The organism is Pontibacter beigongshangensis, assembly GCF_014332515.1.
In the GTDB taxonomy this organism is placed as follows: Bacteria; Bacteroidota; Bacteroidia; order Cytophagales; family Hymenobacteraceae; genus Pontibacter; species Pontibacter beigongshangensis.
In genome coordinates this window covers 351,628-376,536 of record NZ_VFSD01000002.1, presented here as the reverse complement: position 1 = coordinate 376,536, position 24,909 = coordinate 351,628, and the positions used below count along the sequence as shown (strand labels likewise).

Annotated in this window: 16 protein-coding genes; 10 read left to right on the top strand and 6 right to left on the bottom strand. The window is 51.8% G+C overall.

Annotated elements, in window-relative coordinates; all coding sequences use genetic code 11:
- The first annotated feature begins 11 nt into the window (after positions 1-11).
- The gene (locus FJM74_RS03645) at positions 12-3,194 is read left to right on the top strand and encodes a PD40 domain-containing protein (protein WP_187261185.1); all 3,183 of its coding nucleotides are present in this window, start codon (positions 12-14) and stop codon (positions 3,192-3,194) included.
- A 6-nt stretch (positions 3,195-3,200) separates the two neighbouring features.
- Entirely contained in the window at positions 3,201-4,352 is a 1,152-nt protein-coding gene (locus FJM74_RS03640) for a serine hydrolase domain-containing protein (protein ID WP_187261184.1), read from the top strand.
- 319 nt (positions 4,353-4,671) lie between these two features.
- Here FJM74_RS03640 and FJM74_RS03635 read toward each other — a convergent pair whose 3' ends face one another.
- Positions 4,672-5,685 carry a GntR family transcriptional regulator gene (locus FJM74_RS03635; protein ID WP_241738935.1) on the bottom strand — a complete coding sequence of 338 codons (1,014 nt, stop codon included), beginning with the start codon at positions 5,683-5,685 and terminating at the stop codon, positions 4,672-4,674.
- 602 nt (positions 5,686-6,287) lie between these two features.
- On the opposite strand from FJM74_RS03635, the gene FJM74_RS03630 reads away from it, so the two are divergent.
- The 5 genes from FJM74_RS03630 to FJM74_RS03610 all read left to right on the top strand — a co-directional run bounded on the left by FJM74_RS03630 (position 6,288) and on the right by FJM74_RS03610 (position 13,488).
- A complete protein-coding gene (locus FJM74_RS03630; protein ID WP_187261183.1) occupies positions 6,288-7,316 on the top strand; it encodes a LacI family DNA-binding transcriptional regulator in 1,029 nt (342 codons plus the stop codon).
- Positions 7,317-7,450: 134 nt separating this feature from the next.
- Complete coding sequence (gene mgrA / locus FJM74_RS03625) at positions 7,451-8,440, top strand: L-glyceraldehyde 3-phosphate reductase (RefSeq protein WP_187261182.1); 990 nt, start codon at positions 7,451-7,453, stop codon at positions 8,438-8,440.
- Between the two features lie 476 nt (positions 8,441-8,916).
- Positions 8,917-11,262, top strand: a complete 2,346-nt coding sequence (locus FJM74_RS03620; protein ID WP_241738934.1) for a glycoside hydrolase family 2 TIM barrel-domain containing protein — start codon at positions 8,917-8,919, stop codon at positions 11,260-11,262.
- Positions 11,263-11,294: 32 nt separating this feature from the next.
- Entirely contained in the window at positions 11,295-12,086 is a 792-nt protein-coding gene (locus tag FJM74_RS03615) for a rhamnogalacturonan acetylesterase (RefSeq protein ID WP_187261181.1), read from the top strand.
- Positions 12,087-12,663: 577 nt separating this feature from the next.
- Positions 12,664-13,488, top strand: coding sequence for a rhamnogalacturonan acetylesterase (locus tag FJM74_RS03610; protein ID WP_187261180.1), 825 nt, complete (start codon positions 12,664-12,666; stop codon positions 13,486-13,488).
- Between the two features lie 338 nt (positions 13,489-13,826).
- Here the strand turns inward: FJM74_RS03610 and FJM74_RS03605 are convergent, their stop codons facing one another.
- Positions 13,827-15,368, bottom strand: a complete 1,542-nt coding sequence (locus FJM74_RS03605; protein WP_187261179.1) for a SulP family inorganic anion transporter — start codon at positions 15,366-15,368, stop codon at positions 13,827-13,829.
- A 486-nt stretch (positions 15,369-15,854) separates the two neighbouring features.
- Between FJM74_RS03605 and FJM74_RS03600 the strand changes: the two genes are divergently transcribed.
- Together FJM74_RS03600 and FJM74_RS03595 are read left to right on the top strand one after the other, a co-directional pair.
- Positions 15,855-16,736, top strand: coding sequence for a YicC/YloC family endoribonuclease (locus tag FJM74_RS03600; RefSeq protein ID WP_187261178.1), 882 nt, complete (start codon positions 15,855-15,857; stop codon positions 16,734-16,736).
- A 113-nt stretch (positions 16,737-16,849) separates the two neighbouring features.
- Positions 16,850-18,265 (top strand): thioredoxin-like domain-containing protein, encoded by a 1,416-nt coding sequence (locus FJM74_RS03595; protein ID WP_187261177.1) that lies wholly within the window; start codon positions 16,850-16,852, stop codon positions 18,263-18,265.
- Positions 18,266-18,462: 197 nt separating this feature from the next.
- Here the strand turns inward: FJM74_RS03595 and FJM74_RS03590 are convergent, their stop codons facing one another.
- From FJM74_RS03590 to FJM74_RS03575, 4 genes are all read right to left on the bottom strand, one after another.
- Positions 18,463-19,098: a YczE/YyaS/YitT family protein gene (locus FJM74_RS03590; RefSeq protein WP_187261176.1), complete on the bottom strand. Its 636-nt coding sequence runs from the start codon at positions 19,096-19,098 to the stop codon at positions 18,463-18,465.
- 128 nt (positions 19,099-19,226) lie between these two features.
- Positions 19,227-20,891, bottom strand: coding sequence for an alpha-amylase family protein (locus FJM74_RS03585; protein WP_187261175.1), 1,665 nt, complete (start codon positions 20,889-20,891; stop codon positions 19,227-19,229).
- A gap of 347 nt (positions 20,892-21,238) precedes the next feature.
- Complete coding sequence (locus FJM74_RS03580) at positions 21,239-22,201, bottom strand: TIGR03885 family FMN-dependent LLM class oxidoreductase (protein ID WP_187261174.1); 963 nt, start codon at positions 22,199-22,201, stop codon at positions 21,239-21,241.
- A 60-nt stretch (positions 22,202-22,261) separates the two neighbouring features.
- The gene (locus FJM74_RS03575; protein ID WP_187261173.1) at positions 22,262-23,890 is read right to left on the bottom strand and encodes an alpha-amylase family protein; all 1,629 of its coding nucleotides are present in this window, start codon (positions 23,888-23,890) and stop codon (positions 22,262-22,264) included.
- Positions 23,891-24,201: 311 nt separating this feature from the next.
- Between FJM74_RS03575 and arfB the strand changes: the two genes are divergently transcribed.
- Positions 24,202-24,618: an alternative ribosome rescue aminoacyl-tRNA hydrolase ArfB gene (gene arfB, locus FJM74_RS03570; RefSeq protein ID WP_187261172.1), complete on the top strand. Its 417-nt coding sequence runs from the start codon at positions 24,202-24,204 to the stop codon at positions 24,616-24,618.
- The last annotated feature ends 291 nt before the right edge of the window (positions 24,619-24,909 follow it).

Sequence of the window (24,909 nt, the reverse complement as noted above, 5' to 3'; positions counted from 1 at the left end):
AACAGAAGCACATGCGATTCTATACAAGATTCTTGTGGCTGATAGTGCTTTGCTCGCTTGTGAGCGGCGTGGTGCAGGCACAGCCCGGTCGCGATAATTTTGGCAAAAGCCGTATCCAATACAAACATTTCGACTGGAAGGTATACAGCACACCAAATTTCAATCTTTACTTTTACCAGGGAGGAGACCAGATAGCCCGGAATGCCGCCGAGTATGCCGAAAAGGAACTGAAGCGGGTTACGAGCCTGATCGGCTATTACCCTTACTCCAAAATCACGTTTATCCTCTACAACTCTGCCACGGATCTGCGCCAGAGCAATATCGGGCTTAACAGCGACCAGTTCCAGACAGGCGGCGAAACGCTTTTCCTGAAGAACAAGATAGAGGTGGCCTTTGAGGGTACGCAGACGGAGTTTAAAAGGAGCATGAGCTATCAGCTCACAGAACTGCTCCTCAGCGACATGATGTATGGCGGCAGCCTGAAAGAAGCCCTGCAGAGCAGCTACCTGCTGCGCCTACCCGATTGGTTTATAAGTGGGGTAGCGGCTTACACGGCCGAAGGATGGAGCGTTGAGATGGACAATTACGTGCGCGACATGATCCTGCAGAACCCCAACCAGAAGCCGGAGATGCTGCTGAAGCATAACCAGAACCAGACAGGACATGCCATCTGGAATTATATTGCGGAACGCTATGGGTACACGGCCATCCAGAACATTCTGAACCTGACCCGTATTACCCGCGATGTGGAGATCGGCATTACCAGCAGCCTGAATATACCGTACAAGCGGTTTTTGCAGGACTGGAACCGGTATTACCTGCAGGTAAACACCCGCCAGGATAATCCGCTGGCCTCTTTGCCCGACGATAAAAAGCTGTTCCAGAAAAATAAGAAGGACCTGGTGTACACGCAGCCTGTGCTGAACCCGGATGGCAGCATGCTGGCGTACGCGGAGAACGACAACGGCAAGTTTAAGATTTATGTGCAGGAAGTAAAGAGCGGGCGCAACCGCATAGTCTGGACCAGCGGGTACAAAACCCTGGAACAGAAGATAGACTACAAACTGCCGGTGCTGGCCTGGCGCTCCAATACCCAATTGGGATTTGTAGAGGCCCGCAGAGGCGAGATGGCTTTGCGGCAGATAGATGCCCGCAGGCGGCTATCGCGCCTGCCCCTATACGATGCCCTGACCACCCCCTTTGCCGTGCTCTCGCAGTTCTCGCAGGTGCGCGATATGAGCTACTCACCAGATGGCAAGAGCCTGGTGGTGAGCGCTGTGAAAAACGGTCAATCAGATATTTACCTGCTCAGTGCCACCGGGCGGCTGCAACAGCAGCTCACCAACGACCTTTTTGATGATATTCAGCCCGTTTTTATGAAAGGCAGCAACGATATTGCCTTTAGCTCGAACCGCTGGCAAGATACCACTGGCACAAACGAAGCGCCGACGTTTACGGGCATGGTCAATAATTACGACATTTTCCTGCTGCAGCGTTCTGGCAGAGAGGTGGAGCTGAAACAGCTGACCAGGTCCATCTCCAGTGAGCTGATGCCAAAAACAACCGAAGACGGTAACCTGGTTTATTTAGGGGAGCAAAGTGGTGTCAGAAGCCTTTACCTCTACAATATCGCCACAGGGGCAACCACCCCGCTCACCGGTTTCCTGCAGGATGTGAAAGAGTACGATTACCAGAGCAGGAACAATACGCTGGCCTTTACGGCAAGCAGCGGCGCCCGCGATTTTGTGTACCTGTTCCCTGCCTACACGGCGCCTGCTTTAGCTGAGCTTCCTAAAACTGCCCGCCAGATTATACTGGAGACCCGTGCCCGCAATGCGGCCGCGGCCGCAGCAGTCGCTAATCAGAAACTACTCGATGCCAGCTCACAGGTGGCTAAACCAAAGCGGCCGGAAGGGGAGGTCAACATCGAGAACTATCAGTTTGAAAGCGACAAGGCAGCAACTGCCAGAAAGGCCGAAAGCACCACCGTTGTAAAAAGGCCAGGTGCCCCGCAAGGTTTGCAACTCACCGGCCCAACTCCCTATGACCTGCGCTTTAGTGTGCACGAAATTGTGACCTCGGTATATGCCGATCCGCTGCTGGGCTTTGGTATTGTGGCAGGCATCAACATGAGCGACCTTTTTGAAGACCACCATATCAGAGGCAGCGCTTTCCTGAAAACGGACTTCCAGACCAGCCGCTTTTTTGCTGAATACACGAACCTGAAAAACCGCTACGACTACGGAGCCCGGTTCAGTCGCGATATTATTGTGGCCCAGGATCGGGAGGCATCCGGCACGGTGCTGCGCTTTGCCAAGCATGAATTTGCCCCTCAGTTTATTTATCCGCTCACCTATAGCACCAGTCTGCACATACGGCCACAGTACGTAAACACCCGCTTTACCTATGTAAATGAGTTTACCGCGCCCGACAGTGTGAACCACTTTGGAGGAGGCAATATTGAACTGGTGTACGACAACTCTATTGCCACCGGGGTTAACATGCTGCAGGGTACCCGCATGAAAGCCGGGCTGCTGAGTCTGAAAAGCATAAACGACAACGCGGCCAGCTTCAATAAATTCTACGTAGACATACGCCACTACCAGAAGCTGCACAAGCAGATCGTGCTGGCCACGCGCCTGAGCTACGGCGCCTTCTTTGGCAATGCCCCGAAAAGCTTCCTGATAGGTGGCATGGATAACTGGCTGTTTGCCTCCGAAGACGAAGAAAGCGAACGTAACTCGGTGCCTATTGGTGCCCCTGCCGATTTATTTTACCTGCAGTATGTAACACCTTTGCGCGGCTTCAACTTTAATACCCGCACCGGCGATAAATACGTGATCGGCAACGCCGAACTGCGCATCCCAATTGTGCAGTACCTGTACGATGGGCAGATCCCTTCGGGCTTTTTCCGGAACCTGCAGCTGACTGCCTTTGCCGATGCCGGATCTGCCTATAGCGGCAGCAACCCGTTTACCGGCAACAACTCCATTAACACCCGCACCGTTGGCGGCGGCTCCGATCCTTTTGAGGTCACGGTGATCAACTACAGAAGTCCCTTTTTGGTAGGTTATGGCTTTGGCGCGCGCTCTGCCTTGTTTGGGGTGTATGGCAAACTGGATGTAGCCTGGAGCGAAGACGATTTTACCCGAAATGGCCCTAAGTTTTATGTAACACTCGGTTACGACTTCTAATCCCGTATGGGCCGAAAAGCAACCTACATCCTGCTTTTTATGGTGCTGCTGCTGGGAGGGCTGGCTTTGTGGCTTCACCTCACCGACAGGAATTATGTGTACCGTGCCCTGCGCTATAACTTTGCCGATATCGACGATCATCTCATATTTGAGCAGCGCACCATTGCGGCTCCCTCGCATGCACAGCCCTGGCCACTGGCCGCACACTACAACAAGTTAACTATGCCCGCCTCGCTGCAGCAACTGCACCAGGAGCTGGAGTCGGTGGCTTTTCTGGTGGTGAGGCACGACTCCATTCTGCACGAGCAATACTGGCAAGGCTACTCCGACAAGTCGCTGAGCAACTCTTTTTCGGTAGCCAAAAGTATCATCAGTCTGTTGGTGGGGGTGGCTATTAAGGAAGGAAAAATTAAGAGTGTAGAGCAGCCGGTTAGTGATTTTTTGCCAGCCTTCCGCGAGGGCGACAAGGCAAAGATCCGGCTGAAGCACCTGCTCTGGATGAGCTCAGGCCTGAACTGGGAGGAGTCGTATAGCAGCCCGTTATCGATTACGACGGAGGCATACTATGGCACCGACCTTAAAAAAGTAGTCGGGCGCTTGGAGGCCGTGGAGCCACCGGGGCAGCAGTTCAGCTACAAGAGCGGCGATACGCAGCTACTGGCATTTGTGCTGGAGGCCGCTACAGGCAAAACCATAAGCGCCTACGCCGAAGAGAAGCTCTGGCACCGGATAGGAGCCGCCCACGATGCCGAATGGAGCGTTGACCATGAAGAGGGCATAGAGAAAGCCTACTGCTGTTTCTTCTCCAATGCCCGCGACTTTGCCCGCTTAGGAAAACTGTATTTAAACAACGGCGTGTGGCACGGCGATACCATCGTGGATCCGGCTTTTGTTAGAACCTCCCTTAGCCCCCACTGGCTACCCGCCGCCACCGATAATCAGAAAGTAGATTATTACGGCTACCAATGGTGGCTGATACCTGATTATAAAGGGCAGGAGATCTTTTATGCCCGTGGCATACTGGGGCAGTATATTATTGTAATGCCGGAGAAAGAGATTGTGATTGTGCGCCTGGGCAAGCAGCGTGCTGACAAAGTAGGGCAGCATCCGGGAGAAGTACTGGCCATGATCGATGCGGTAAATGAAGTGGTGCCTTAGCAGGAGAATAGGATAACCCAACACAGCAATTATTCAAATCAAAACGCCCCTCCGGAGGCTTTTTAGGACACAAGACACTGGCATCACGTATCACGATACTCGTATCAGGTAGCACGACTCAGGGCACAAGACCTTTTAAAAAGTTAAGAGTTTTCTGAGCTTGCTCTGGTAATTCATTGTCAAATCTCCACATCTCCACATCTCCAAATCAACCATTCAACCATTCAACAATCAGCAACAAACAATTAGCAATTAACGACCAGCAACCAAATTATTCTAATGAAATGGCCCCTCAGGAGCTCTCTGCCGCTTCTTGCCCTTAAAGCGAATTGCGCCTGATGAGCGTAAACGGGTTTTTGATACTGTCTTTCAGTTTGTTTTTCATCATGTAGGCTGCTGTCTGCCCCATTTTCTCATGATCGGTAGAGACAACCGTAATGCCATTTTCGAGCACTTCCATGAGCGGCGTGTCGTTATAAGAAATAATGCCGAAGTCTTTGCCGGCTACCAATCCTTCTGCTCTGCTCCGCTCGATTATATCTACCAGGTCCAGTTCGTTCAGGGTCACGAAAACAGTGCCGGCAAGTTCCTCTCGGCTGCCGTTGCCAACCACTTTGTGCTCAAACGATATTTCGCGGCAGAAATGGCGGAAGCCTTTCACGATCTCCAGCGGGTAGGGCACATCGTCGGGGTACACCATCACCATCCTGCTGTACTTGCCCAGCAGGTCCTTGCCCAGGTGGAGGGCATGGCGGATGTCACGTTCGAAATCCTGAAAAACAGCTGCGCATTTTCCTTCGTAGCCCTCAAAATTCTTGTCCAGGAAAAGCAGCTGCTCGTGCGGTATTTTACTGATGGCCTGCCTGGCCTGCTCCATGTTTTTGTCGAAATGAGGCATAATGGCATAATAGTGGTATTTGCCCAGGCTTTCCTGCAGCAGGCTCTCACATATTTTGCCGTCTAGGTGATGAATTTGGAGGTCTGTTTCGGCATCCTCGCCAAACGAATCGAGAATAGCGTAGTAAATGTTCTTTTTGTAGGTGCTCAGTTTGTTGAAAAGCAGCAGCACGCGCAACTTGCCAGGAGTAAACGATTCGCTTACATAGCAGCCCTTGCACTTAACAGAAACGATTACGCCGCGCTTGCGCAGCACCTGATACGCCTTTTCTACTGTATCTCTGGACAGGTAATAGCTCTCGCTCAGCTCGTTGATAGAAGGCAGCTGCCGGTCGCGCCTTAATGTACCAGACTCGATATCGGTAACAATGGCATTGGCCACCTGCATATATACAGGCATAGAAGATGTGGTGTCGATGCGGTCCAGGAGTTCCATAAAATGCAGTTTTACAATGAAAAATCTCTTGAGTTACCTCTTGCCGGCTACAAAGGCCGGAAGTTCCATTTGGTAGCCTGTGGAGTTGGAAGCTAAGTGCCAGTAAAACCTGGTAAATTCACCAGTAAAAACCTTCTTTATATTAGAAATCAGTTGGTTGCAAGCTTGTCGTAATCGATTACATAGATATAGTGTTTTTGCTAAATAAACAAATGTTAGTTAATACTGCCGGTAAATTTTAAGCATAATCAATAAAAAGCGGGCTCTTCCAAATCATAGCAAGACCTGGTGTCGCCTGCCTGATGAAACAAAGACATAGATAGGTTATTGGTGCTATAGCCTGCGACTTACCTTACCGGAACCATACATGGCATCACCTGAAGAAAAACGACACACGTAGCACGACATTTTATTATTGGTATAAAGGGTGAACAAATTCCGATACGTGGTGTCGCTGACCAAAAGTGTTCTGCTGCAAAAGCAGATGGCCTTATACATAGATGCCGCTATAACCCTTTTAATTTGAAAATGACAGGCATGATATGGCAGGTTAGGTTTTCCTGAACAGATACCTACATTTGAATAAATTACGGCAAGAAGAAATGAAGCGTAGAATCACTTTACAGGATATCGCCCTTGACCTGAACCTTACGCCTGCCACGGTGTCCAGAGCTTTGAACAACCACCCGGAAATAAGCGATAAGACAAAGAGAATGGTGGAGGAGACAGCCATTCGGCTCGATTATAACCGGAACAAAATAGCTTCGTCGCTGAGGTCAGGCAAAACGCATGTGATCGGGGTGCTCATTCCTACGGCTGAGCCTGCTTTTTTCGGCTCGGTAGTACACGGTATTACCAACATCGCCAACAGCAATGGCTACGATGTCATTATTTACCAGTCAAACGAGTCGCATGAGTACGAGATTAAAGGTATAAAGGCGTTTATCAGTGCCCGCGTAGACGGTATTCTGGCTTCCATCTCAAAAGACACGGTAGATTGCTCCCATTTTTTACATGCCAAGCGCAACGGCATACCGGTGGTGCTGTTCGACCGAGTAAACAACGACCTGGATATCCCTTCCGTAACCGTAGACGATTACCAGGGCGGTTTCCTGGCCACCGAACATCTTATAGAACAGGGCTATAAGCGCATTGCCCATGTGTCGGGGCCGCAGCACATCAAAGCTTTTTACGACCGCCTGAAAGGATACATGGGCGCCCTGCAGGCAAACGGCATCAAATACGACCCGGCGCTGGTGTTTGCAGGAGATATCAGCATAGAAGCCGGTAAGTGTGCCGCAGAGAACTTCCTGGCTTTGCCCGCTCCGCCGGATGCCATTTTTGCCGTAGAAGATTTTGCGGCGCTTGGCGTTATTAAAAAACTGAAGGAGCGGGGTATACGCATGCCGAAAGACATGGGCGTATTCGGCTTTTGCAACGATTTGTTCAGCGAGCACATTACCCCGGGCCTCTCTACCATAGACCAGCAAACCATCCTGATGGGGCAGGAATCCTTTAAAATGATTTTGAATATCATCGATAACGACGATGCCAGTTACCAGCCTGCCAAAGTAGTGCTCAACCCTGTTCCGGTTATCAGAGAATCGTCTTTAAGAGCAGCGAAAGTATAGGGCCTGAGTTTGCGTAATCGATTGCATAGGCCTATTGCATAGGCCTGCGCTGCGGAATCAGGAAACTGGCAGGCATGTGTGGTAATATCGCTGCAGGCTTGTAAATTGGCTGCCTACTAATTATTTGAAGAACTATGGCACATAAACCATCCGAAACCCGGTACCAGGCCATGCAGTACCGGCGCTGCGGCAACAGCGGCCTGCTGCTGCCGGCCATGTCGCTGGGCTTATGGCATAACTTCGGGTATGTCAATAATTTTGAGAACAGCCGCGACCTGATCAAAACCGCCTTCGACAGCGGCATCACGCATTTCGACCTGGCTAACAACTACGGCCCGCCACCAGGCTCGGCCGAAGAGAACTTTGGCAGAATACTGCACCTCGACTTCAGGGGCTACCGCGACGAAATGATCATCTCGTCCAAAGCCGGCTATACCATGTGGGAGGGACCCTACGGCGACTGGGGCTCCAAGAAATACCTTATCTCCAGCCTCGACCAAAGCCTGAAAAGAATGAGGCTGGACTACGTGGATATCTTCTACCACCACCGCCCGGACCCCGATACGCCCCTCGAAGAAACCATGACGGCCCTCGACCTGATGGTGCGGCAGGGCAAGGCGCTGTATGTGGGCATCTCTAATTATAAACCAGCAGAGGCGGCCAGCGCGATCGAAATCCTGAACCGGCTAGGTACCCCCTGCCTGATCCACCAGCCCAAATATTCCATGTTCGAAAGATGGGTGGAAGAAGATCTGCTGGACCTGCTCGCTAACAAAGGCGTGGGTTGCATTCCGTTTTCGCCGCTTGCCCAGGGCCTCCTCACTGATAAGTACCTGAAGGGCATTCCCACCGATTCGAGGGTAGCCACGAGCGGCGTTTTCCTGAAAGAGAGCCACCTGACTCCCGAAAAACTCGAAACCATAACCAGACTAAACGACATAGCGCAGCAGCGGGGGCAAAAGCTGGCCCACATGGCCCTTGCCTGGATCCTCAAAGATCCGCGCATTACCTCTGTCCTGATCGGCGCCAGCAAACCCGAGCAGATCACCGACTCCTTAAAGGCGCTGGAGAATACCAACTTCAGCAGCGAAGAACTGGAGGCCATTAACAGCATCCTGGGTTGAAACCGAAGAAATTAATGTGCTGATGTGCTAATTCTTAAATTTGAAAATTTGGAGATGTGAAGATTTGGAGATGAATCTTCTGAGCAGGCCTAAACAACGAGCAACCATTCACTTAGAAAGTCTTATGTCCTGCGTCTTGTGTCCTTTTTAGGAAGCAGCAGGGGCAGCGGAGCCTCCGGAGGGGCATTTTCATTGGAATAATTGGAGCGCATAGAATAAAAGTGGAATGAATTTATTAATGTATCTCTCCATACCGCTAGTTTAGGCGCAGCCGTAACTAGTGGGAAAAATGAGGCAAGTTTTCAACTTGCGAAATGGTGGTTTGCGCAAGTTGAAAACTTGCCATCATACTAAATCACATTTACGCTTCGCTAAACTTGCGGCATAAGTTTTTTACATTCATATATAATGCTCCCCCGAAATATGTTAGGCACTCGAATAATTGTACAGAAACAAAATCACTTTAAATAAATAGCATGATGAAAATCGCTCCTTTGGTATACCTCTTCCTGTTGGGCTTTATCTGCTGGGCGGGAACACATAGTACGGTTTTGGCGCAGGCCGACGCCCGGAAAATAACCTCGTTCGATAAAGACTGGAAATTTCTGAAAGCAGACGCCGCCGGAGCCGAAAAAGTAGCCTTCGACGATGCCGGCTGGCGGAAATTGGACGTGCCGCACGACTGGAGCATAGAAGGACCCTACGACCGCAACAACCCCACCGGGCGTGGCGGAGGGTACCTGCCGGCCGGCATAGGCTGGTACCGCAAAGCCTTTACCCTAACCGATGCAGATGCCAGGAAGCTGCATTTTATAGAGTTTGATGGCGTTATGGCCAACAGCGATGTCTGGATAAATGGTGTGCACCTGGGCAAACGGCCTTTTGGCTACATCAGCTTTGGCTATGAACTCACCAAACACCTTAACTTCGGCAAAGGCAAAACAAACGTAATTGCCGTGCGGGCCGATAACAGCATACAACCCGCCTCGCGCTACTACACAGGAGCGGGCCTATACCGCCATGTGCGGTTGGTGTCGGTAAATCCGGTGCACCTGGTTAAATGGAGTGTTTTTGTAACTACGCCCGTCGCCACTGCCCAGAAAGCTTCCGTTAACCTGAAGGCGCAAGTAAACAACCAGTCTGCTGCCAGCGGGGAGTATAGCCTCGAAACCACCATCTTGGACCCATCTGGCAAAGAGGTGCAAAAAACCGAGACAAAACAAACAGCACCGGCCGGCAAAATAATCGATGTAGAGCAGCAGCTCGAGCTCAGCAATCCGAAGCTTTGGGGGGTGGAGCAGCCAAATGTATACCAGGCCCTTACCCGCGTAAAATCCGGGAAAACGGTGGTAGACGAGCAGATAACAACCTTCGGTATACGAGAGGCCCGGTTCGAAGCCGCTACCGGGTTCTGGCTGAACGGCGAGAACCTGAAAATAAAAGGCGTTTGCCTGCACCACGATGGTGGCGCTGTGGGGGCGGCGGTGCCCCTGGGCGTATGGGAGCAGCGGTTTAAGTTATTAAAAGAAGCAGGCGTAAACGGCATCCGGGTAGGGCATAACCCTTTCGCACCCGAGTTTCTGGACCTTTGCGACCGCTTGGGATTTCTGGTGATGAACGAAACATTTGATACCTGGACGGCCGCCAAAAACCACGGGGAGAAAGGCTACAACCTGCACTTTACGGAGTGGTGGGAAAAAGACACCCGCGACCTGGCTCTTCGCGACCGTAACCATCCGTCTGTGGTTATTTACAGCGTGGGCAACGAAATCCGCGATAACCTCGACAGCCCCGAAGGCTTTAAGAAATACAAAGACCAGCAGGACCTCCTGCACCGCCTGGACCCTACACGGCCGGTTACCATGGGCCTTTTCAGGCCAAACAGCTCCAAAGTGTACACCAACGGGTTCGCAGAAATGATGGATGTGGTAGGCCAGAACTACCGCGAGGCGGAGCTGGTGGCGGCGCACGAAGCCAACCCCCACTGGAAAGTGCTCGGAACAGAAAATGCGCACGTGCTGGAGCAGTGGCTGGTGCTCCGCGACAAACCTTATATGGCTGGCCAGTTTCTATGGACCGGTTTCGATTACCTGGGCGAGGCCAATTGGCCGGAAACAACCAATAATTCGGGCCTCTTCGACCGTGTAGGCAACTGGAAGCAGCAGGGGCTGCAGCGGCACAGCTGGTGGTCGGAGGAGCCGGTGGTGCACATCGTGCGCAAATCAGACAATGCCGGAGCCGGTGACTGGGTAGCCGACTGGACTCCCATCGATTTCGACACCTACGACAACGCCAGGGTGCAGGTATACAGCAACTGCGAGGAGGTGGAACTGTTTCTGAACGGCAAATCGCTGGGCACCAAACCCAAGCCAGCCAACGATTCGCCCTGCGAATGGGATGTGACCTTTGAGGAAGGCACCATTAAAGCAGTAGGCAGAAACAAAGGAAAAGAAGCGGCCTCGGAATCGTTTACCTCGGCCGGGGCTCCTGCCCACCTTGTGCTGAGCGCCACCAAACCAACCATCAGCCACAACTGGGACGATGTTACCTTTATCACCGCCACCGTGGTAGATGCCAATGGCGTGGTATGCCCCAATGCCGATAAAATGGTGAAGTTCGATATCTCAGGCCCGGGCGTAATAACAGCCGTGGATAATGGCAACATCCTGAGCCATGAACCATACCAGGCATCGGAGCGCAGAGCCTACCGGGGCAAAAGTGTGGCTATTATCAAAGCCAGTAAGCCAGGAGGCAAAATGACCATAACAGCCACTGCCGATGGCCTAACCGCCGGCACAGTAAGCGTGGCCGTTAAGCCGTAAGTTTGCTGTTGTTTTACTCAAATAAGCATGGTATGATTAATCAGAAAAACTCTTTTTACGCTTTTCTTTCGCTGGTTCTGGTATGTGCAGCCTGTGCCGTAGGAACCGGCAACAAATCAACCGAGAAACCAACGCTCTATATAATAGGCGACTCTACCGTGCGCAACACTGGCGAAGGAGCAGGCGGCTGGGGGTCTTATATCGCAGCGCATTTCGACAGTACCAAGCTGGCCGTAAGCAACCAGGCCATGGCCGGCCGCAGCACCCGCACCTTCATTAAAGAAGGCCGCTGGAACAAAGTGCTTTCCACGCTCAAGCCAGGCGATTACGTGATCATGCAGTTTGGCCACAACGAAGGCAGCGAGCCAGACACTACGCGGGCAGGTTACAGAGGCGTGCTACGAGGCATTGGCGACGAAACAAAAGAACTTACCTGGAAAGACGGCCAGCTCGAAACCGTGCACACCTATGGCTGGTACCTCCGCAAGTTCGTGCACGATGCCAAAGCCAAAGGGGCAACTCCCATCATCGCCTCCATGATTCCCCGCAACCAGTGGAAAGACGGCAAAGTGATCCGCGCCACCGACACCTTCGGAAAATGGGCCAGAGAAATAGCCGAGCAGGAAGGAGCCTATTTTATAGACCTCAACCAGATCACTGCCGACAAGTACGATGCCTGGGGGCCGGACCAGGTGAAGAAATATTTTCCTAAAGACCATACACACACCGATGTAGCAGGTGCCCGCATAAACGCAGCTTCTGTTGCGGAAGGTATAAAGCAGCACAGGAAACTGGGGCTGAACAAGTACTTTTTGAAGAATTAGAAATTAAAAATTCAAAATTAGAAATGGAGGGAGCAGCATCAGGAGCAGCAGAACCCTCCGGAGGGGCAAACGATTAGAATAATTCCTCAATGCGGTAGTTACCCTAAAGAAAGGTATTGCGGCAGGTAGCGACAAGGCAGATAAGGTTGCCAAGTGCACCGACTGACGATTTTTTGTTTGAGCGTTCAGCGAGTTCAAAATCGTCTTGATTTTTTTGGTTCTTTTTGTATCAAGACAAAAAGAACAAAGACACGGGCAATGAAATATCATCCCGCAGCTGTCACAGCTCTACCAGAGATTATGCTAACTTAGACTTCTTTGCCTGTAGCCGTTGCTTATGGCTTTTGCCTAAAAATTCCAAGTGGGATGGCAGAAAGGAGGTGGTGCAAGTAGAAATAAGAAGCTATTTGCTACCGCACAAATGGGTTAGAATACTTTATCATCTGAATCAGAATTTACAGAATGCAGGAATGTGCAGAATGCTCTAAAATTAATCTAATGAAAACAGCCCTCCTGACGCCCGACTGTTCCTGATGCTGCTGCTCTTCACTCATAAATGTAACTCTTAACCAATACAATGAAATCAATACTACTCTTCAGAAAATCAGCACGAGCCTATTTATTACTCCTGAGCATATTGCTGGCAGGCGCCTCTTGTGCGGTAGTGAGAAAGAATGACCAGGCAAAACCCACCGTCTTTCTGATTGGTGACTCTACTGTTAAGAACGGAAAAGGCAAAGGCGATGGCGGCCTGTGGGGCTGGGGCAACTTTTTAGATGCCCACTTCGATACCACCAAAGTGTCGATAGAGAACCATGCGCTGGGCGGTACCAGTAGCCGCACCTTCCGTACCTACGGGCACTGGGACAAGGTGCTGGCCAGGCTACAGCCCGGCGATTATGTGCTCATGCAGTTCGGGCACAACGACAGCAGCCCCGTAAACGATACCCTCCGCGCCCGTGGCACCCTTAAAAACAACTCCGACGACACCGAGGAAATCGAGAACCTGATCACCAAAAAGCACGAAGTGGTGCACTCGTATGGCTGGTACCTCCGCGAGTTTATAAAAGACACCAAAGCCAAAGGAGCCATACCGGTCGTGCTGTCGCCGGTACCCCGCAACCAGTGGGCCGACGGCAGGGCCAACCGCAACGCCGACAGCTACGGCAAGTGGGGCGCCGAAGCGGCCGCCCAGGAGGGCGTCACGTTCATAGACCTGAACAGGATTATTGCAGATCGCTACGAAAGAGAAGGCGAGGCAAAAGTAAGAAGCACCTACTTCAACACCAAAGACCACACCCATACCATAGAGGCAGGAGCTAGAGTAAATGCAGAAGCGGTAGCGCAAGGCATCAGAGAAAAGAAAGAGCTGCGCCTGAACAGGTACCTTCTGAAGAATTAAAAATTAGAAATTCAAAATTAGAAATGGATGGCTGTAGTGTAGCAGTTGCGGAACGCTCCGGAGGGGCATTTTCATAAGAATAATTTAATTAATGGGCTGATGTGCTAATTTGAAGAGGGAACATTTTCTGCCTTACGGGCTGCTTATTCTGCTCATCTTTAAATTCTGATTCGGACAAAAAAAAAAAGCAGCACCAATAGCCTTTTTGCTTCTGGTGCTGCTCCTCTTAATTCTTAACTAAAAAGCCTGTCACTCCTCCAATTCTATTTTTAAAGAGGTTCAATATTTAAAAATCTGCCAGAGAACATATCTGCCATAATTTTTAATTTGGCGAAGCACTACTCCATCTTGTCTGAGGCCACATGGTAGGTGGGATCTTCCAGGATATTCACGGCAATTACTGCATCGGCATTTTTGAGCAGCACCAGGCAATCGGGGCTCAGGTGCTTGAGTTGCAGTTTTTTGCCTGCTTTGTGGTAACGCTCCGTCAGCTTGTTCAGCGCCTCTATGCCCGACATGTCGGCCACCCGGCTTTCCTTAAAATCGATAATGACTTCTTCCGGATCGTTCTGCACATCAAACTTCTCGGTAAACGTGGCAACCGAACCGAAGAACAAAGGGCCGTACATTTCGTAATGCTTCACGCCGCTGGCATCGGTATATTTCCGGGCCCTGATGCGCTTGGCGCTTTCCCAGGCAAACACCAGGGCCGCAATAATAACCCCTATGAGCACGGCCAGCGCCAGGTTGTGCAGCCAAACCGTAATTACGGCCACCAGTATGCCTACAAACACATCGTGCCGGGGCATTTTGTTTATAATCTTAAAGCTGATCCACTCAAACGTCCCGATGGCCACCATAATCATAACGCCTACTAAGGCAGCCATAGGTACCTGTTCAATTACCGGGGCTCCTATCAGAATAATGATAAGAATGGTGAAAGCAGCCACAATAGCTGCCAATCGTGCCCTGGCACCTGCCGATAGGTTTACCAGGGTTTGGGCAATCATGGCGCAGCCGCCCATGCCAAAGAAGAAGCCGTTCAGCAGGTTGGCGCTGCCCTGGGCCACGCACTCTCTGTTGCCATTGCCACGGGTACCGGTAATTTCATCGACCAGGTTTATCGTAAGCAAACTTTCTGTAAGGCCCACACCGGCCATAATCAGGGCATAAGGGAATATTACCTGCAGCATCTCCAGGCTAAACGGCACGTCCGGCATATGGAATGGCGGTAGGCCGCCGCTCACCGAGGCAATGTCTTTTACTACTTTGGTGTCTATGCCGAAGCCGAACACAATGCCGAACACTACCACAATGGCAACCAGAGATGGCGGCACAGCCTGCGTAATTTTAGGCAGCAATATGATAATGGCGATAGTAAGGGCCACCAGTCCGGCCATAATGTATAAGGCGCTGCCCGTAAGCCAGGTACTCTCTCCGTTTACCACAGTTTTGAACTGCTCGATCTGCGACATAAAAATGATAACGGCCAAACCGTTCACGAAACCGAACATAACAGGCTGCGGCACCAGCCGGATAAACTTGCCCAGCTTGAACAGGCCCACCAGAATCTGTAAAATGCCGGCCAGGGCCACTGCGGCAAACACATACTCCAGCCCATGCGACTGCATCAGGGCAATGAGCACCACGGCGGTTGCACCAGCCCCACCCGATACCATGCCTGGCCTGCCACCCAGCACCGCCGTAACCAAACCCATGATAAAGGCCGCATACAGGCCTGCTAAAGGCGGAAAGCCCGCTAAAATGGCAAACGACAGCGACTCCGGAATCATGGTCATGGCCACTGTAAGGCCAGCCAATACCTCAATTTTATAATCGACTTTGTTGCTGAAGTCGAACAGGTGTAAAAATGGCTTCATATGTTAAGTTGAAGAATATTACAAAAACCGGCAAAATAGCTCGGCAGCAGCAGAGAGCATGTATGCCGGCTAAAATCAAATTATTTAAATAAAAAGGGACCTTCGGAGGTACTCCTGCTCCGCCAGGCATGGTTGGCACATGTTCCCAACAGTTGTTTCAGGCAGCACCCAGCAACATACGGGGTGGCCACAGCACCTGCACCTGGTTGCACCGAAGAAAGAGAAAGGATTGACTGATCAAAAAATCAGGGTGGAGTCACCGGGGTATGTGGAACGTCGGTTTTCATTTTGGAGGTGCAAAATTAAAAATTAATACCCGTAATAAAAACAGTACGCCTGTAAAACAGCAAAAAGCGCCGCCTGCAGATTCACGGGAGCGGGGCAGGCGTTTGCCATAACTTTGGTAAAGTGGCTTTTGTGGCCGCTGCTGCGTAAAATTGAATATTTATAGCTAATTTGGCCAATATCATTTTAAAATAATAGCTTATGTTGCACTCCATGACAGGCTTTGGCAGTTCCCGTCTCGATGCTGACCAATACACCATCTCTGTAGAAATACGTTCTTTAAACTCTAAAACCATGGATCTGAGTGTGCGCCTGCCGCGCTTTCTGGCCGAGCGGGAGTACGAAATCCGGAACCTGCTCACCAAGTCGCTGGTGCGTGGCAAAGTGAGTATCTGCATCGACTATACCACCAACAAGGCCCAGAAAGCACAAAGCTCCATCAATAAGGAATTGTTGCAGGCATATTATCAGCAACTCGAAGAAGCAGCCAACCTAGTAGGCGGCCAGAAGCAGGACCTTTTCCGGCTGGCCTTGCAGATGCCCGATGTGCTGCAGCAGGAGCAGAGCGAAAACGAAAGCGTAGAAACCTTTTGGGAAACCGTGCAGCCTTTGCTGCAGGAGGCTCTGGAGAGCATACAGGCCTTCCGGGCCGATGAAGGCAAGGCGCTCACCACCGAGATTGTTTCGTATATAGACCGTATCCGGATTCTGCTGGCCGAAATAGAGAAGCGCGACCCGGTGCGGATGGAGCATATCCGAAGCCGCATCAAAAGCCATCTTTCCGAGATATCATCCTCGGAGTCGTTCGATCAGAACCGCTTTGAGCAGGAGATGATCTACTTTATGGAAAAGCTGGATATTGCCGAAGAAAAAGTGCGCCTGATCAACCACCTGCATTATTTTACCGAAACGGTGTACCTGCCGGAGCCAACCGGCAAAAAGCTGGGCTTTATCTCGCAGGAGATCGGCCGCGAAATCAACACCATCGGTTCTAAAGCCAACGACGCCGTTATCCAGCGATACGTGGTGGAAATGAAAGAAGAACTGGAGAAGATAAAAGAGCAGATCAATAATATTCTGTAGGCGGCTGCAGGATTTGGGCAAACTGAAGAGCGCCCGTAGTTGGCTAGGGTAGCCTGGGTTGCTCTACCCGAAAAGAATGGCTCCTTTATTTCAACATAAAAGCTGCACCGCTTATGCTCACCGGACGCGTAAACGCACCAGAACTACACACGCATTTCGGCTGGCTCAACACCGACCGGAGCTGGTCTGTTAAAGGCCTGAGAGGCAAAATTGTGCTGCTCGATTTCTGGACATTCGGCTGCATAAACTGCCAGCACATAGTACCGGACCTGCAGCGGCTGGAGCAGGAATTTGCCGACGTACTGGTGGTGATCGGGGTGCATTCCGCTAAATTCGATGCCGAAAAAAAGGACGAAGCCATTCGGCAAGCCATCCTCAAGTTTGGCGTGGAGCACCCGGTGGTAAACGACGCCGACTATTATCTCTGGAACCAGTATGGCATCCGGGCCTGGCCTACGGTGGTGCTCATAGACCCAAACGGAAAGGTTATTGGCCAGCATGCGGGCGAGGGGGTGTATGACAAAGTGCGGCCTTATATTCAGGGGCTGAAGGAGGAGTTTGCAGAAGTTCTGAATTTTGAGCCCATTGGTTTCTACAGGGAACAAAGGCAGGAGTCAGTTCTGTCTTTTCCATCTAAGCTCATCAGCGACGAAGAAGGCAACCTTTACCTTTCCGACAGCGGCCATAACCGTGTGCTGAAGCTAAACCAACAGGGGCAGGTGCTGGAGGTGATCGGTAGCGGAAGCGCGGGTTTCTCCAACGGCAACTTCTCAGAGGCCACTTTCCGGGAGCCGCACGGGCTGGCTTTGCAGGGGCACATGCTCTACATAGCCGACTCCAAAAACAACGTTATCCGGAAGGTAGACCTGCAACAGAAGCAAGTAACTACGGTGGCAGGCACTGGCGAGCTAGGGTATTATTTCTTAGACGACAAAATCGGGAAACCCGTAAACCCCAACAGCCCCTGGGACCTTATCCTGATGGGCAACGACCTCTACATAGCCAACGCCGGTAACCACCAGATTCTGCGCCTGGATACTGGCACTAACAAGGCATACCGCTTTGCCGGAAGCGGCCGCGAAGCACTTACGGATGGACACTTGCTGGAGGCAGCCTTTAACCAGCCCAGTGGCCTGGCCCTACAAGGCGACGTGCTGTACATTGCCGATGCCGAGGCCAGCGCCATCCGCACCCTGAACCTGAAATCGGGCCTGGTGCTGACACTGGTTGGCTGGGGACTTTTTGATTTCGGTGATGTAGACGGACCCGCAGAAGAGGCCTTGCTCCAGCATTGTGTAGGCGTGGAGGCAGTAGACCACAACATTTACATTGCCGACACCTACAATGGCAAGGTAAAGGTACTCGACCTGAAGCAAAAACGCGTAAGCACCCTGGCCAATGGCTTTTCTGAACCGAACGACATCCTCTACCTGGCCGGGAAGCTCTGGGTGACCAGCACCAACAGCCACCAGCTATTTACAGTAGATCCGCACACCGGCGAAAAAGAAGAGGTGTTGGTGAAGGTGTGATAATTTCTGAACAGATAGAAACAGGCTGGCTAATGGTATGTTTTCTGACTCAGGAATTATTTTAACACATAATGTTTTATGAATCTCCTGATACGTTACCAACCAGTTTTCATAAAAATTGACTACAGCAATTTAGGCACAGGTGCAATTCCCGACAGAGTATAAGATGGCCTGTAAACGAGCAAGATCATTATCCATCAATTCGCCTCCTGCACCTGCCATTTCTCTGTAAGCGACATCCGTAGCCTGCCGAAAAATTTAAGGCTTACCTGGAAAATCGGGCTTTGGAGCAGCGTGTAGAAAAATGTAACGATAAATACAGGTCCACCCAGAAAATAGCTGATCGCAAGCACTACCAGTTCTACCGCCACACGGGCACGGCTTACCGAGAGCTTCGTATTTTCCGCTATTATCAGCATAAAGCCGTCTCTGGGGCCTGCCCCTACCCCGCCAGATACATACAAGCCACCACCCAGGCCAGCCAGTAAAATAGCAAAGGCCAGTATTACATAATCGAGGGGCGTATGGGTGGCATCCGGGAGGTAATCGAGCCAAAGGAACACGTCCAGCATCGGGCCAAGCAGCAGGGCATTCAGGACAGTACCGATGTTGACGTAGGTGCGTTTCACGAAAAGGGCCACTACCAGCAGCAGCAAGCCTATAATGGTGCTCCAGGCACCGATGGTGAGGCCAAACTTCTGAAACAGTGCCACGTTCAGGGCCTCCCAGGGGTTGAGCCCCAGAAACTTCACCTTCACAGCCAGCGCATTGCCAAAGGCTATGAGAATTAATCCTGAAAAGAAAAAAACGTACTGTACTACCTTCTCCCGCATACGGCTGCGCGCTAAATTATTATTACGGCGCAAAGTTCAGCATTATATATGAGATTCAGAAAAGGCGGTTAGAAGAGAGCCACGTGTTTCTAAGGGCTACCCTATTCAACACATGGCTCTCACCTCTGTTATTTCTGCTGCTTTTTTTTCTGCTGCGCTTCTTCATGCACCTCTTTCTTCCGGATTCTGAACCAACGGTAGCCGTAGGGGTTCAGCTCCACCTCGCTTTCCTTTGGGGCGGGGTAGGCGCTGTCGCTAAAGATTTCGATCAGGCTCTCGTGGTCTTCCTTCAGCAGCGGCAGGGTAACCTCGCAGGCTTCACCGCCTAGGTTGTGCACCACAACCAGCTCAAAATTTAGCCTGTAAGCGCAGACCAGCACGGCTTTGTGCTTTACCTTGAGCACCTCGAGCTCCCCGTTGCCAATTTCGGGGCACTGGCGGCGCAGCCGGATCAGGCGCTCCATCCAGTTGAGCAGGGAGCCCGGCTGGCACTGCTGCTGAATAACATTGAGGCGTTTGTAGGAGTAGTCGCTTTGGCTGATGGACGGGCGCGGCAGTTTGGAAGGAGACGCTTCTGAAAAGCCGCCGTTGCGCTCCGGCGACCATTGCATGGCCGTGCGCACACTGTTGCGGCCGGGCAGCGAAATATCGTCGCCCATGCCTATTTCGGCTCCGTACTGAATCACAGGCGTTCCGGGCGAGCTGAACAGCAGGCTGTAGGCCAGCTCCAGGCGGCGCTGGTCGCCGTTGAGCATGGGGGCCAGCCGGCGCCTGATGCCCCGGCCGAAAATAAGCATGTCTTTGTTAGGGGCATACTTCTCGAACACGACTTTTTGCTGGTCCGGCTTCAGGTCTTCGAGGTTCAGTTCGTCGTGGTGACGCAGGAAGTTGAGCCAGGCCGATGAAAAGTCCTTTTCCGGAAGAATCGCAATACCTTCCCGTACTGGTTCGGCCTCTTCGGTAGCTAATGCCAGGAATGTGTGTTGGTTGAGCAGGAAATTGAACATCATGTGCATGCGCTCTTTTCCTTTGAAGAACTTGCCCACTACTTCCGGAGGGCCGGAGGCTTCGGCCAGCAGAATGGCATCGCGGCTGTGCGTGGTGATAAACTCCCGCATGTCCTCTATCAGGTCGTGGAACTCGCCCTGGTCCTTCGGGTCGTCGTTCTCGACCAGGATATGGGCCGCATCTACACGGAAACCTGAAACCCCGAGCGCCAGCCAGAAGCCCATGATCTGGTGAATTTCTTTACGAACGGCAGGGTTGGCCAGGTTCAGGTCGGGCTGGTGGTTGTAAAAGCGGTGCAGAAAGTATTCTTTAGCCACTTCGTCGTACTCCCAGATGCTGTTATCTTCGCCTTTAAAGGCGGGCTCGTACTCCGGGTTTTCGGGTTTTTCTTTGCTCCAGGTGTAGTAGTCGCGGTAAGGGGAGTTTTTGTCTTTTCGGGCTTCCAAGAACCAGGGGTGCTGGTTAGACGTGTGGTTAATGACCAGGTCTATGATTACCCTAATGCCCCGCTCGCGTGCTGCCTGTATGAAGCTGGCAAAATCGCCCAGGTTGCCCAGGCGGCTGTCTACGCTATAATAATCCATTATGTCGTAGCCGTTGTCGCGGTTGGGAGAGGGGTAAAAAGGCAGCAGCCAAATGCAGTTAATGCCTAAGGTCGCCAGGTAATCCATCCGGCTGATCAGGCCCCTGAAATCGCCGATGCCATCGTTGTTGGAGTCCTGGAAGGTTTCTACATCCAAGGTATACATCACCGCGTTTTTATACCAGAAGTCTTTTTCTATCATGTCTTATTTTGTAATCAGGGTGTAAGGTTTGTTTTTACTGTTTGGGCAAAAGCAATTATTCTAATGGAAATGGCCTTTCGGAGGCTTTTTCAGGACACAAGACGCAGGACACAGGTATCAGGATTCACATATCACGATGTTCGTATCACGTAGTACGACTCAGGGCAAAACACCTTTGATTAGACTGGTTAAGAGATAACGTAAGGTGCACCATGCATTTCCAAATCAGCCATGTAGCCCTTAAACCATCAGCAACCAACAATTAACAATCAGCAACCGAATTATTCTAATCAAAACGGCCCTCCGGAGAGCTTTTCGGCTTTTCTCAGGTCTTGGCCCGATAGGTTCTATTTCTGTATCTGCGGCAGCACCTTGTCTGCAAACACCTCGATAAACCGCTCCTGCTCCAGGTTCACGTTGTGCAGCACCAGGGTCGTAAAGCCAAGGTCTATGTATTGCTGCAGCCACTCGGCATATTGCTGCGGCTCCGTAGAGATAAGCACGTGCTTTTTCATGATCTCTTTGGGAACAAATTGGGCTGCCTCCTGCAGCTGTTTGGCAGTGCGAAGCTCTGTGAGCACGTTGCTGGTAAAAATATTGGAGCGCCACTGCTCGTAGGCACCTTCTAATGCTTTAGCTTCAGTTTCTGCAAAAGACACCTCTACCTTCAGGAACATGGGCTTGCCCTCGCCACCGCCTTCCTGAAAGGCGTTTACCATCTTTTTCAGTTCTTTCGGCGGGCGTGCCGTCGTTATCAGGCCATCGGCCCAGCCTCCGACCCACTTGGCAGTTGGCTCTGTAATGGCGGCACCAATGATCGGCGGTGGCGTGTCGGGCCTGGTGAACAGGGTGGCATCTTCTACCGTTACCAGGCCGTGGTGCGTTACGGTTTCGCCAGCCCATAAGGCCCGGATAATGTCCACGCACTCTTTAAGGCGGGTGTTGCGGTCCTGTTTTACGGGCCAGACCGCGCCTGTAATGTGCTCGTTCAGATTCTGGCCCGTACCGAGCGCCACCCAGAATCTACCCGGGAACATTTCGGCCAGGGTAGCGGCGGCCTGCGCGATAATAGCGGGATGGTAGCGCTGCCCGGGCGCATTTACAATGCCAAAATCGAGGGAGGTGGCCTGCATGGCAGCTCCCAGCCACGACCAGGCAAAACCGCTCTCGCCCTGGTCGTGGCTCCACGGGTGAAAGTGGTCGGAGGAGTTGCAGGCCTTGAAGCCCGCCTGCTCGGCCATTTTTACATAGTTGAGTAAGGCGCTGGGCTTAAACTGCTCATGCGATGCCTGGTATCCTATTCGTATCATCTTTCTTCTGTCTCTTTTTTTTTATGATCAGCTAAATTCCTGTGGCTTGCTATCTGTTGTTCACTTCTTTTCGCCCACGATTCTGAACCATCGGTAGCCGTATGGGCCGAGCTCAAGCGTGGCCTCGGGACGGCTATAGGATTGGTCGCTCAGGTATTCTGACATCTCCGCTGCTTCTTTTAGCAGTGCGGGGGCTGCGACGGAGCAGGATTTGTCGCTGAGGTTATGGAAAATGACCATGGTGTGCTGTAACGTACAGCTATGCGCCAGCACGGCTTTGTGCCCGGTCTCAATCAGTTCCCAGTTGCCGCGGCCAAGTTCGTGGCACTGCCGCCGTATCCGGATCATGCGCTCCATCCAGTCCAGCAAGGATGAGCTGTCGTTCTGCTGCTCCAGCACCGAAATCTTTTCAAAGCCATACTCGCCACCACTAATCACGGGCCGCACCAGCTTATCGGCTGGGGCAGTGGAAAAGCCTCCGTTCCTGGAGCAGGAAGACCACTGCATGGCTGTACGAACGCTTACCCGGCCAGGCAACGACAAATCGTCGCCCATACCAATTTCGGCGCCATACTGAATGAGCGGGGTGCCGGGCAGGCTGAACATGAGGCTGTAGCAAAGCTCCAGGCGCTGCCTGTTGTTGCCCAGCATGGGGGCCAGCCGGCGGCGTATGCCATGCCCGAAAATCTGCATGTCTTTTTCCGGGGCGAAGGCGGCGAAAGTCTCTTCAATATATTTTCTGTCGAGGTCTACCAGCGTCAGCTCGTCGTGATGACGCAAAAAGTTGAGCCAGGTACAGGTCTCGGGTTTGTCAGGCAGCAGGGCGAAGCCTTTCTTCAGCGGCTCCGCCTCTTGTATGGCCATGGCGTGGAACAGGTGCTGGTTCATCAGAAAATTAAAGGCCATGTGCATGCGGCTGTCATCTTTAAAGAAGTTGCCGATCATTTCTGGCGGCCCGGTGGCCTCGGCCAGCAATATGGCATCCTGGCTGTGGGTGTTGATGTAAGAGCGCATGTCTTCGAGCAGCTCGTAAAAGTGGTCTCTGCTTTCGTTGTTGTCGTCCTGCACCAAAATATGAGCAGCATCTACCCGGAACCCGGACACGCCCAGCGCCAGCCAGAAACCCATGATGTTGAAGATCTCTTTGTGCACGTCGGGGTTGGTGATCTCCAGGTCGGGCTGGTGACTGTAGAAACGATGCAGGTAATATTCCTGCGCCACCTCGTCGTAAGACCAGATGTCGTCTTCCTCGCCACCGAACATCGGCTCAGCATGCGAGTCTTCTGGTTTTTCCTTCCGCCAGATATAGTAGTTGTAGTACTTGGAGGTTTTGTCTTTCCGGGCCTCCTGAAACCAGGGGTGCTCATGCGAGGTGTGGTTCACCACCAGGTCGATGAGCACGCGCATTCCCCGCTCCTTCGCCTCGCGCACAAAAGCCGTGAAATCGCCGAGAGAGCCCAGCCGCTTGTCTACGTCATAATAATCCATTACATCGTAGCCGTTGTCGAGGCCGGGGCTGGGGTAGAAGGGCAGCAGCCAGATACAGGTTACCCCCAGGGTGGCCAGGTAGTCGAGGCGGCTGATGAGGCCCTGAAAATCGCCCACACCATCGCCGTCAGAATCTTGGAAAGTTTCCACGTCGAGGGCATACCAGACGCCGGCTTTGTACCAATGGTCTTTTTCTTGCATAAGCTTAATACGGTAAGGCAGTTAATGAATGGGTTGCGGGGCCGCACGGTATAGGCAGCGAGGTGTTGAACCGGAAATGGTTGGCTGGCAGTATAGGTTGCCCATACCCGTTCTTGTAGTAGGAATGCGCGCTGCGGCCAATGAGCCTTTTTTAGGCACGATTTCTTTTTTCATAGCTGCGGTTTTAGCTGTTTGTGTTTTCTTTGTCTCCAATGCTGCCGGAACTCGTATCCGGTTTACGGTAATTAGGAGTTGTATGGTTGTGATAAACCTGATCGGGTGCCACAGCCAGAGCAAGAAACAGAACAGATATGCGTTTAGGTGAAAGAGACTTTGCCAGGGAACTGGAGTTTCAGGCCTCCCGTAGCGGAGGCGCTGGCGGACAAAATGTGAACAAGGTGTCCAGCAAAGCGGAGCTGCGGTTTCATGTGGCATCCTCCGGCCTGCTCTCAGAAGAGGAAAAAGCCTTGGTGCACGAAAAGCTGGCCAACCGCATTACCAGCGACGGGTTCCTGCAGGTGGTGTGCCAGGCGGAGCGGAGCCAACTGCAGAACAAGGAGGAGTGCATCCGCAAATTTTATGAGCTGCTGCGCCAGGCACTTACGAAACAGAAAAAGCGCAGGCCAACCAAACCCACCTACGGCTCCGTAAAGCAACGGCTGGAAAGCAAGCGCCGGCAAAGCGAGAAAAAGTCTGGTCGTGGCCGGTTCAGGGGTGATGCAGAGTAATGTGCTGATGTGCTAATTTGACAATGGTTGATTGTTTATTGCTGAATGGTTGATTTGAAAATTCGGAGATTTGGAAATGCATGGTGCACCTTACCATATCTCTTAACTCTTTAAACGGGCTTGAGCCCTGAGTTGTGCTACCTGATACGAGTATCGGCCTACTAAAATCCTGATACCTGTGTCTTACGTCTTGTGTCTCTTTTTGCCTCCGGAGGGGCGTTTTGATTCAAATAATTTACCGGAAGGGGGACTGGCCAGTTGGTGCTGATCATGTACGGCCTCTTCACAAAA

What these genes read in the sequence shown, in the direction of transcription:
- arfB (WP_187261172.1), top strand. Translation starts at nt 24,202, where the DNA reads ATGCGTTTAGGTGAAAGAGACTTTGCCAGGGAACTGGAGTTTCAGGCC.
- FJM74_RS03630 (WP_187261183.1), top strand. Translation starts at nt 6,288, where the DNA reads ATGAAGCGTAGAATCACTTTACAGGATATCGCCCTTGACCTGAACCTT.
- FJM74_RS03610 (WP_187261180.1), top strand. Translation starts at nt 12,664, where the DNA reads ATGAAATCAATACTACTCTTCAGAAAATCAGCACGAGCCTATTTATTA.
- FJM74_RS03645 (WP_187261185.1), top strand. Translation starts at nt 12, where the DNA reads ATGCGATTCTATACAAGATTCTTGTGGCTGATAGTGCTTTGCTCGCTT.
- FJM74_RS03600 (WP_187261178.1), top strand. Translation starts at nt 15,855, where the DNA reads ATGTTGCACTCCATGACAGGCTTTGGCAGTTCCCGTCTCGATGCTGAC.
- FJM74_RS03590 (WP_187261176.1), bottom strand. Translation starts at nt 19,098, where the DNA reads ATGCGGGAGAAGGTAGTACAGTACGTTTTTTTCTTTTCAGGATTAATT.
- FJM74_RS03575 (WP_187261173.1), bottom strand. Translation starts at nt 23,890, where the DNA reads ATGCAAGAAAAAGACCATTGGTACAAAGCCGGCGTCTGGTATGCCCTC.
- FJM74_RS03585 (WP_187261175.1), bottom strand. Translation starts at nt 20,891, where the DNA reads ATGATAGAAAAAGACTTCTGGTATAAAAACGCGGTGATGTATACCTTG.
- FJM74_RS03580 (WP_187261174.1), bottom strand. Translation starts at nt 22,201, where the DNA reads ATGATACGAATAGGATACCAGGCATCGCATGAGCAGTTTAAGCCCAGC.
- FJM74_RS03620 (WP_241738934.1), top strand. Translation starts at nt 8,917, where the DNA reads ATGATGAAAATCGCTCCTTTGGTATACCTCTTCCTGTTGGGCTTTATC.
- FJM74_RS03605 (WP_187261179.1), bottom strand. Translation starts at nt 15,368, where the DNA reads ATGAAGCCATTTTTACACCTGTTCGACTTCAGCAACAAAGTCGATTAT.
- mgrA (WP_187261182.1), top strand. Translation starts at nt 7,451, where the DNA reads ATGGCACATAAACCATCCGAAACCCGGTACCAGGCCATGCAGTACCGG.
- FJM74_RS03595 (WP_187261177.1), top strand. Translation starts at nt 16,850, where the DNA reads ATGCTCACCGGACGCGTAAACGCACCAGAACTACACACGCATTTCGGC.
- FJM74_RS03615 (WP_187261181.1), top strand. Translation starts at nt 11,295, where the DNA reads ATGATTAATCAGAAAAACTCTTTTTACGCTTTTCTTTCGCTGGTTCTG.
- FJM74_RS03635 (WP_241738935.1), bottom strand. Translation starts at nt 5,685, where the DNA reads ATGGAACTCCTGGACCGCATCGACACCACATCTTCTATGCCTGTATAT.
- FJM74_RS03640 (WP_187261184.1), top strand. Translation starts at nt 3,201, where the DNA reads ATGGGCCGAAAAGCAACCTACATCCTGCTTTTTATGGTGCTGCTGCTG.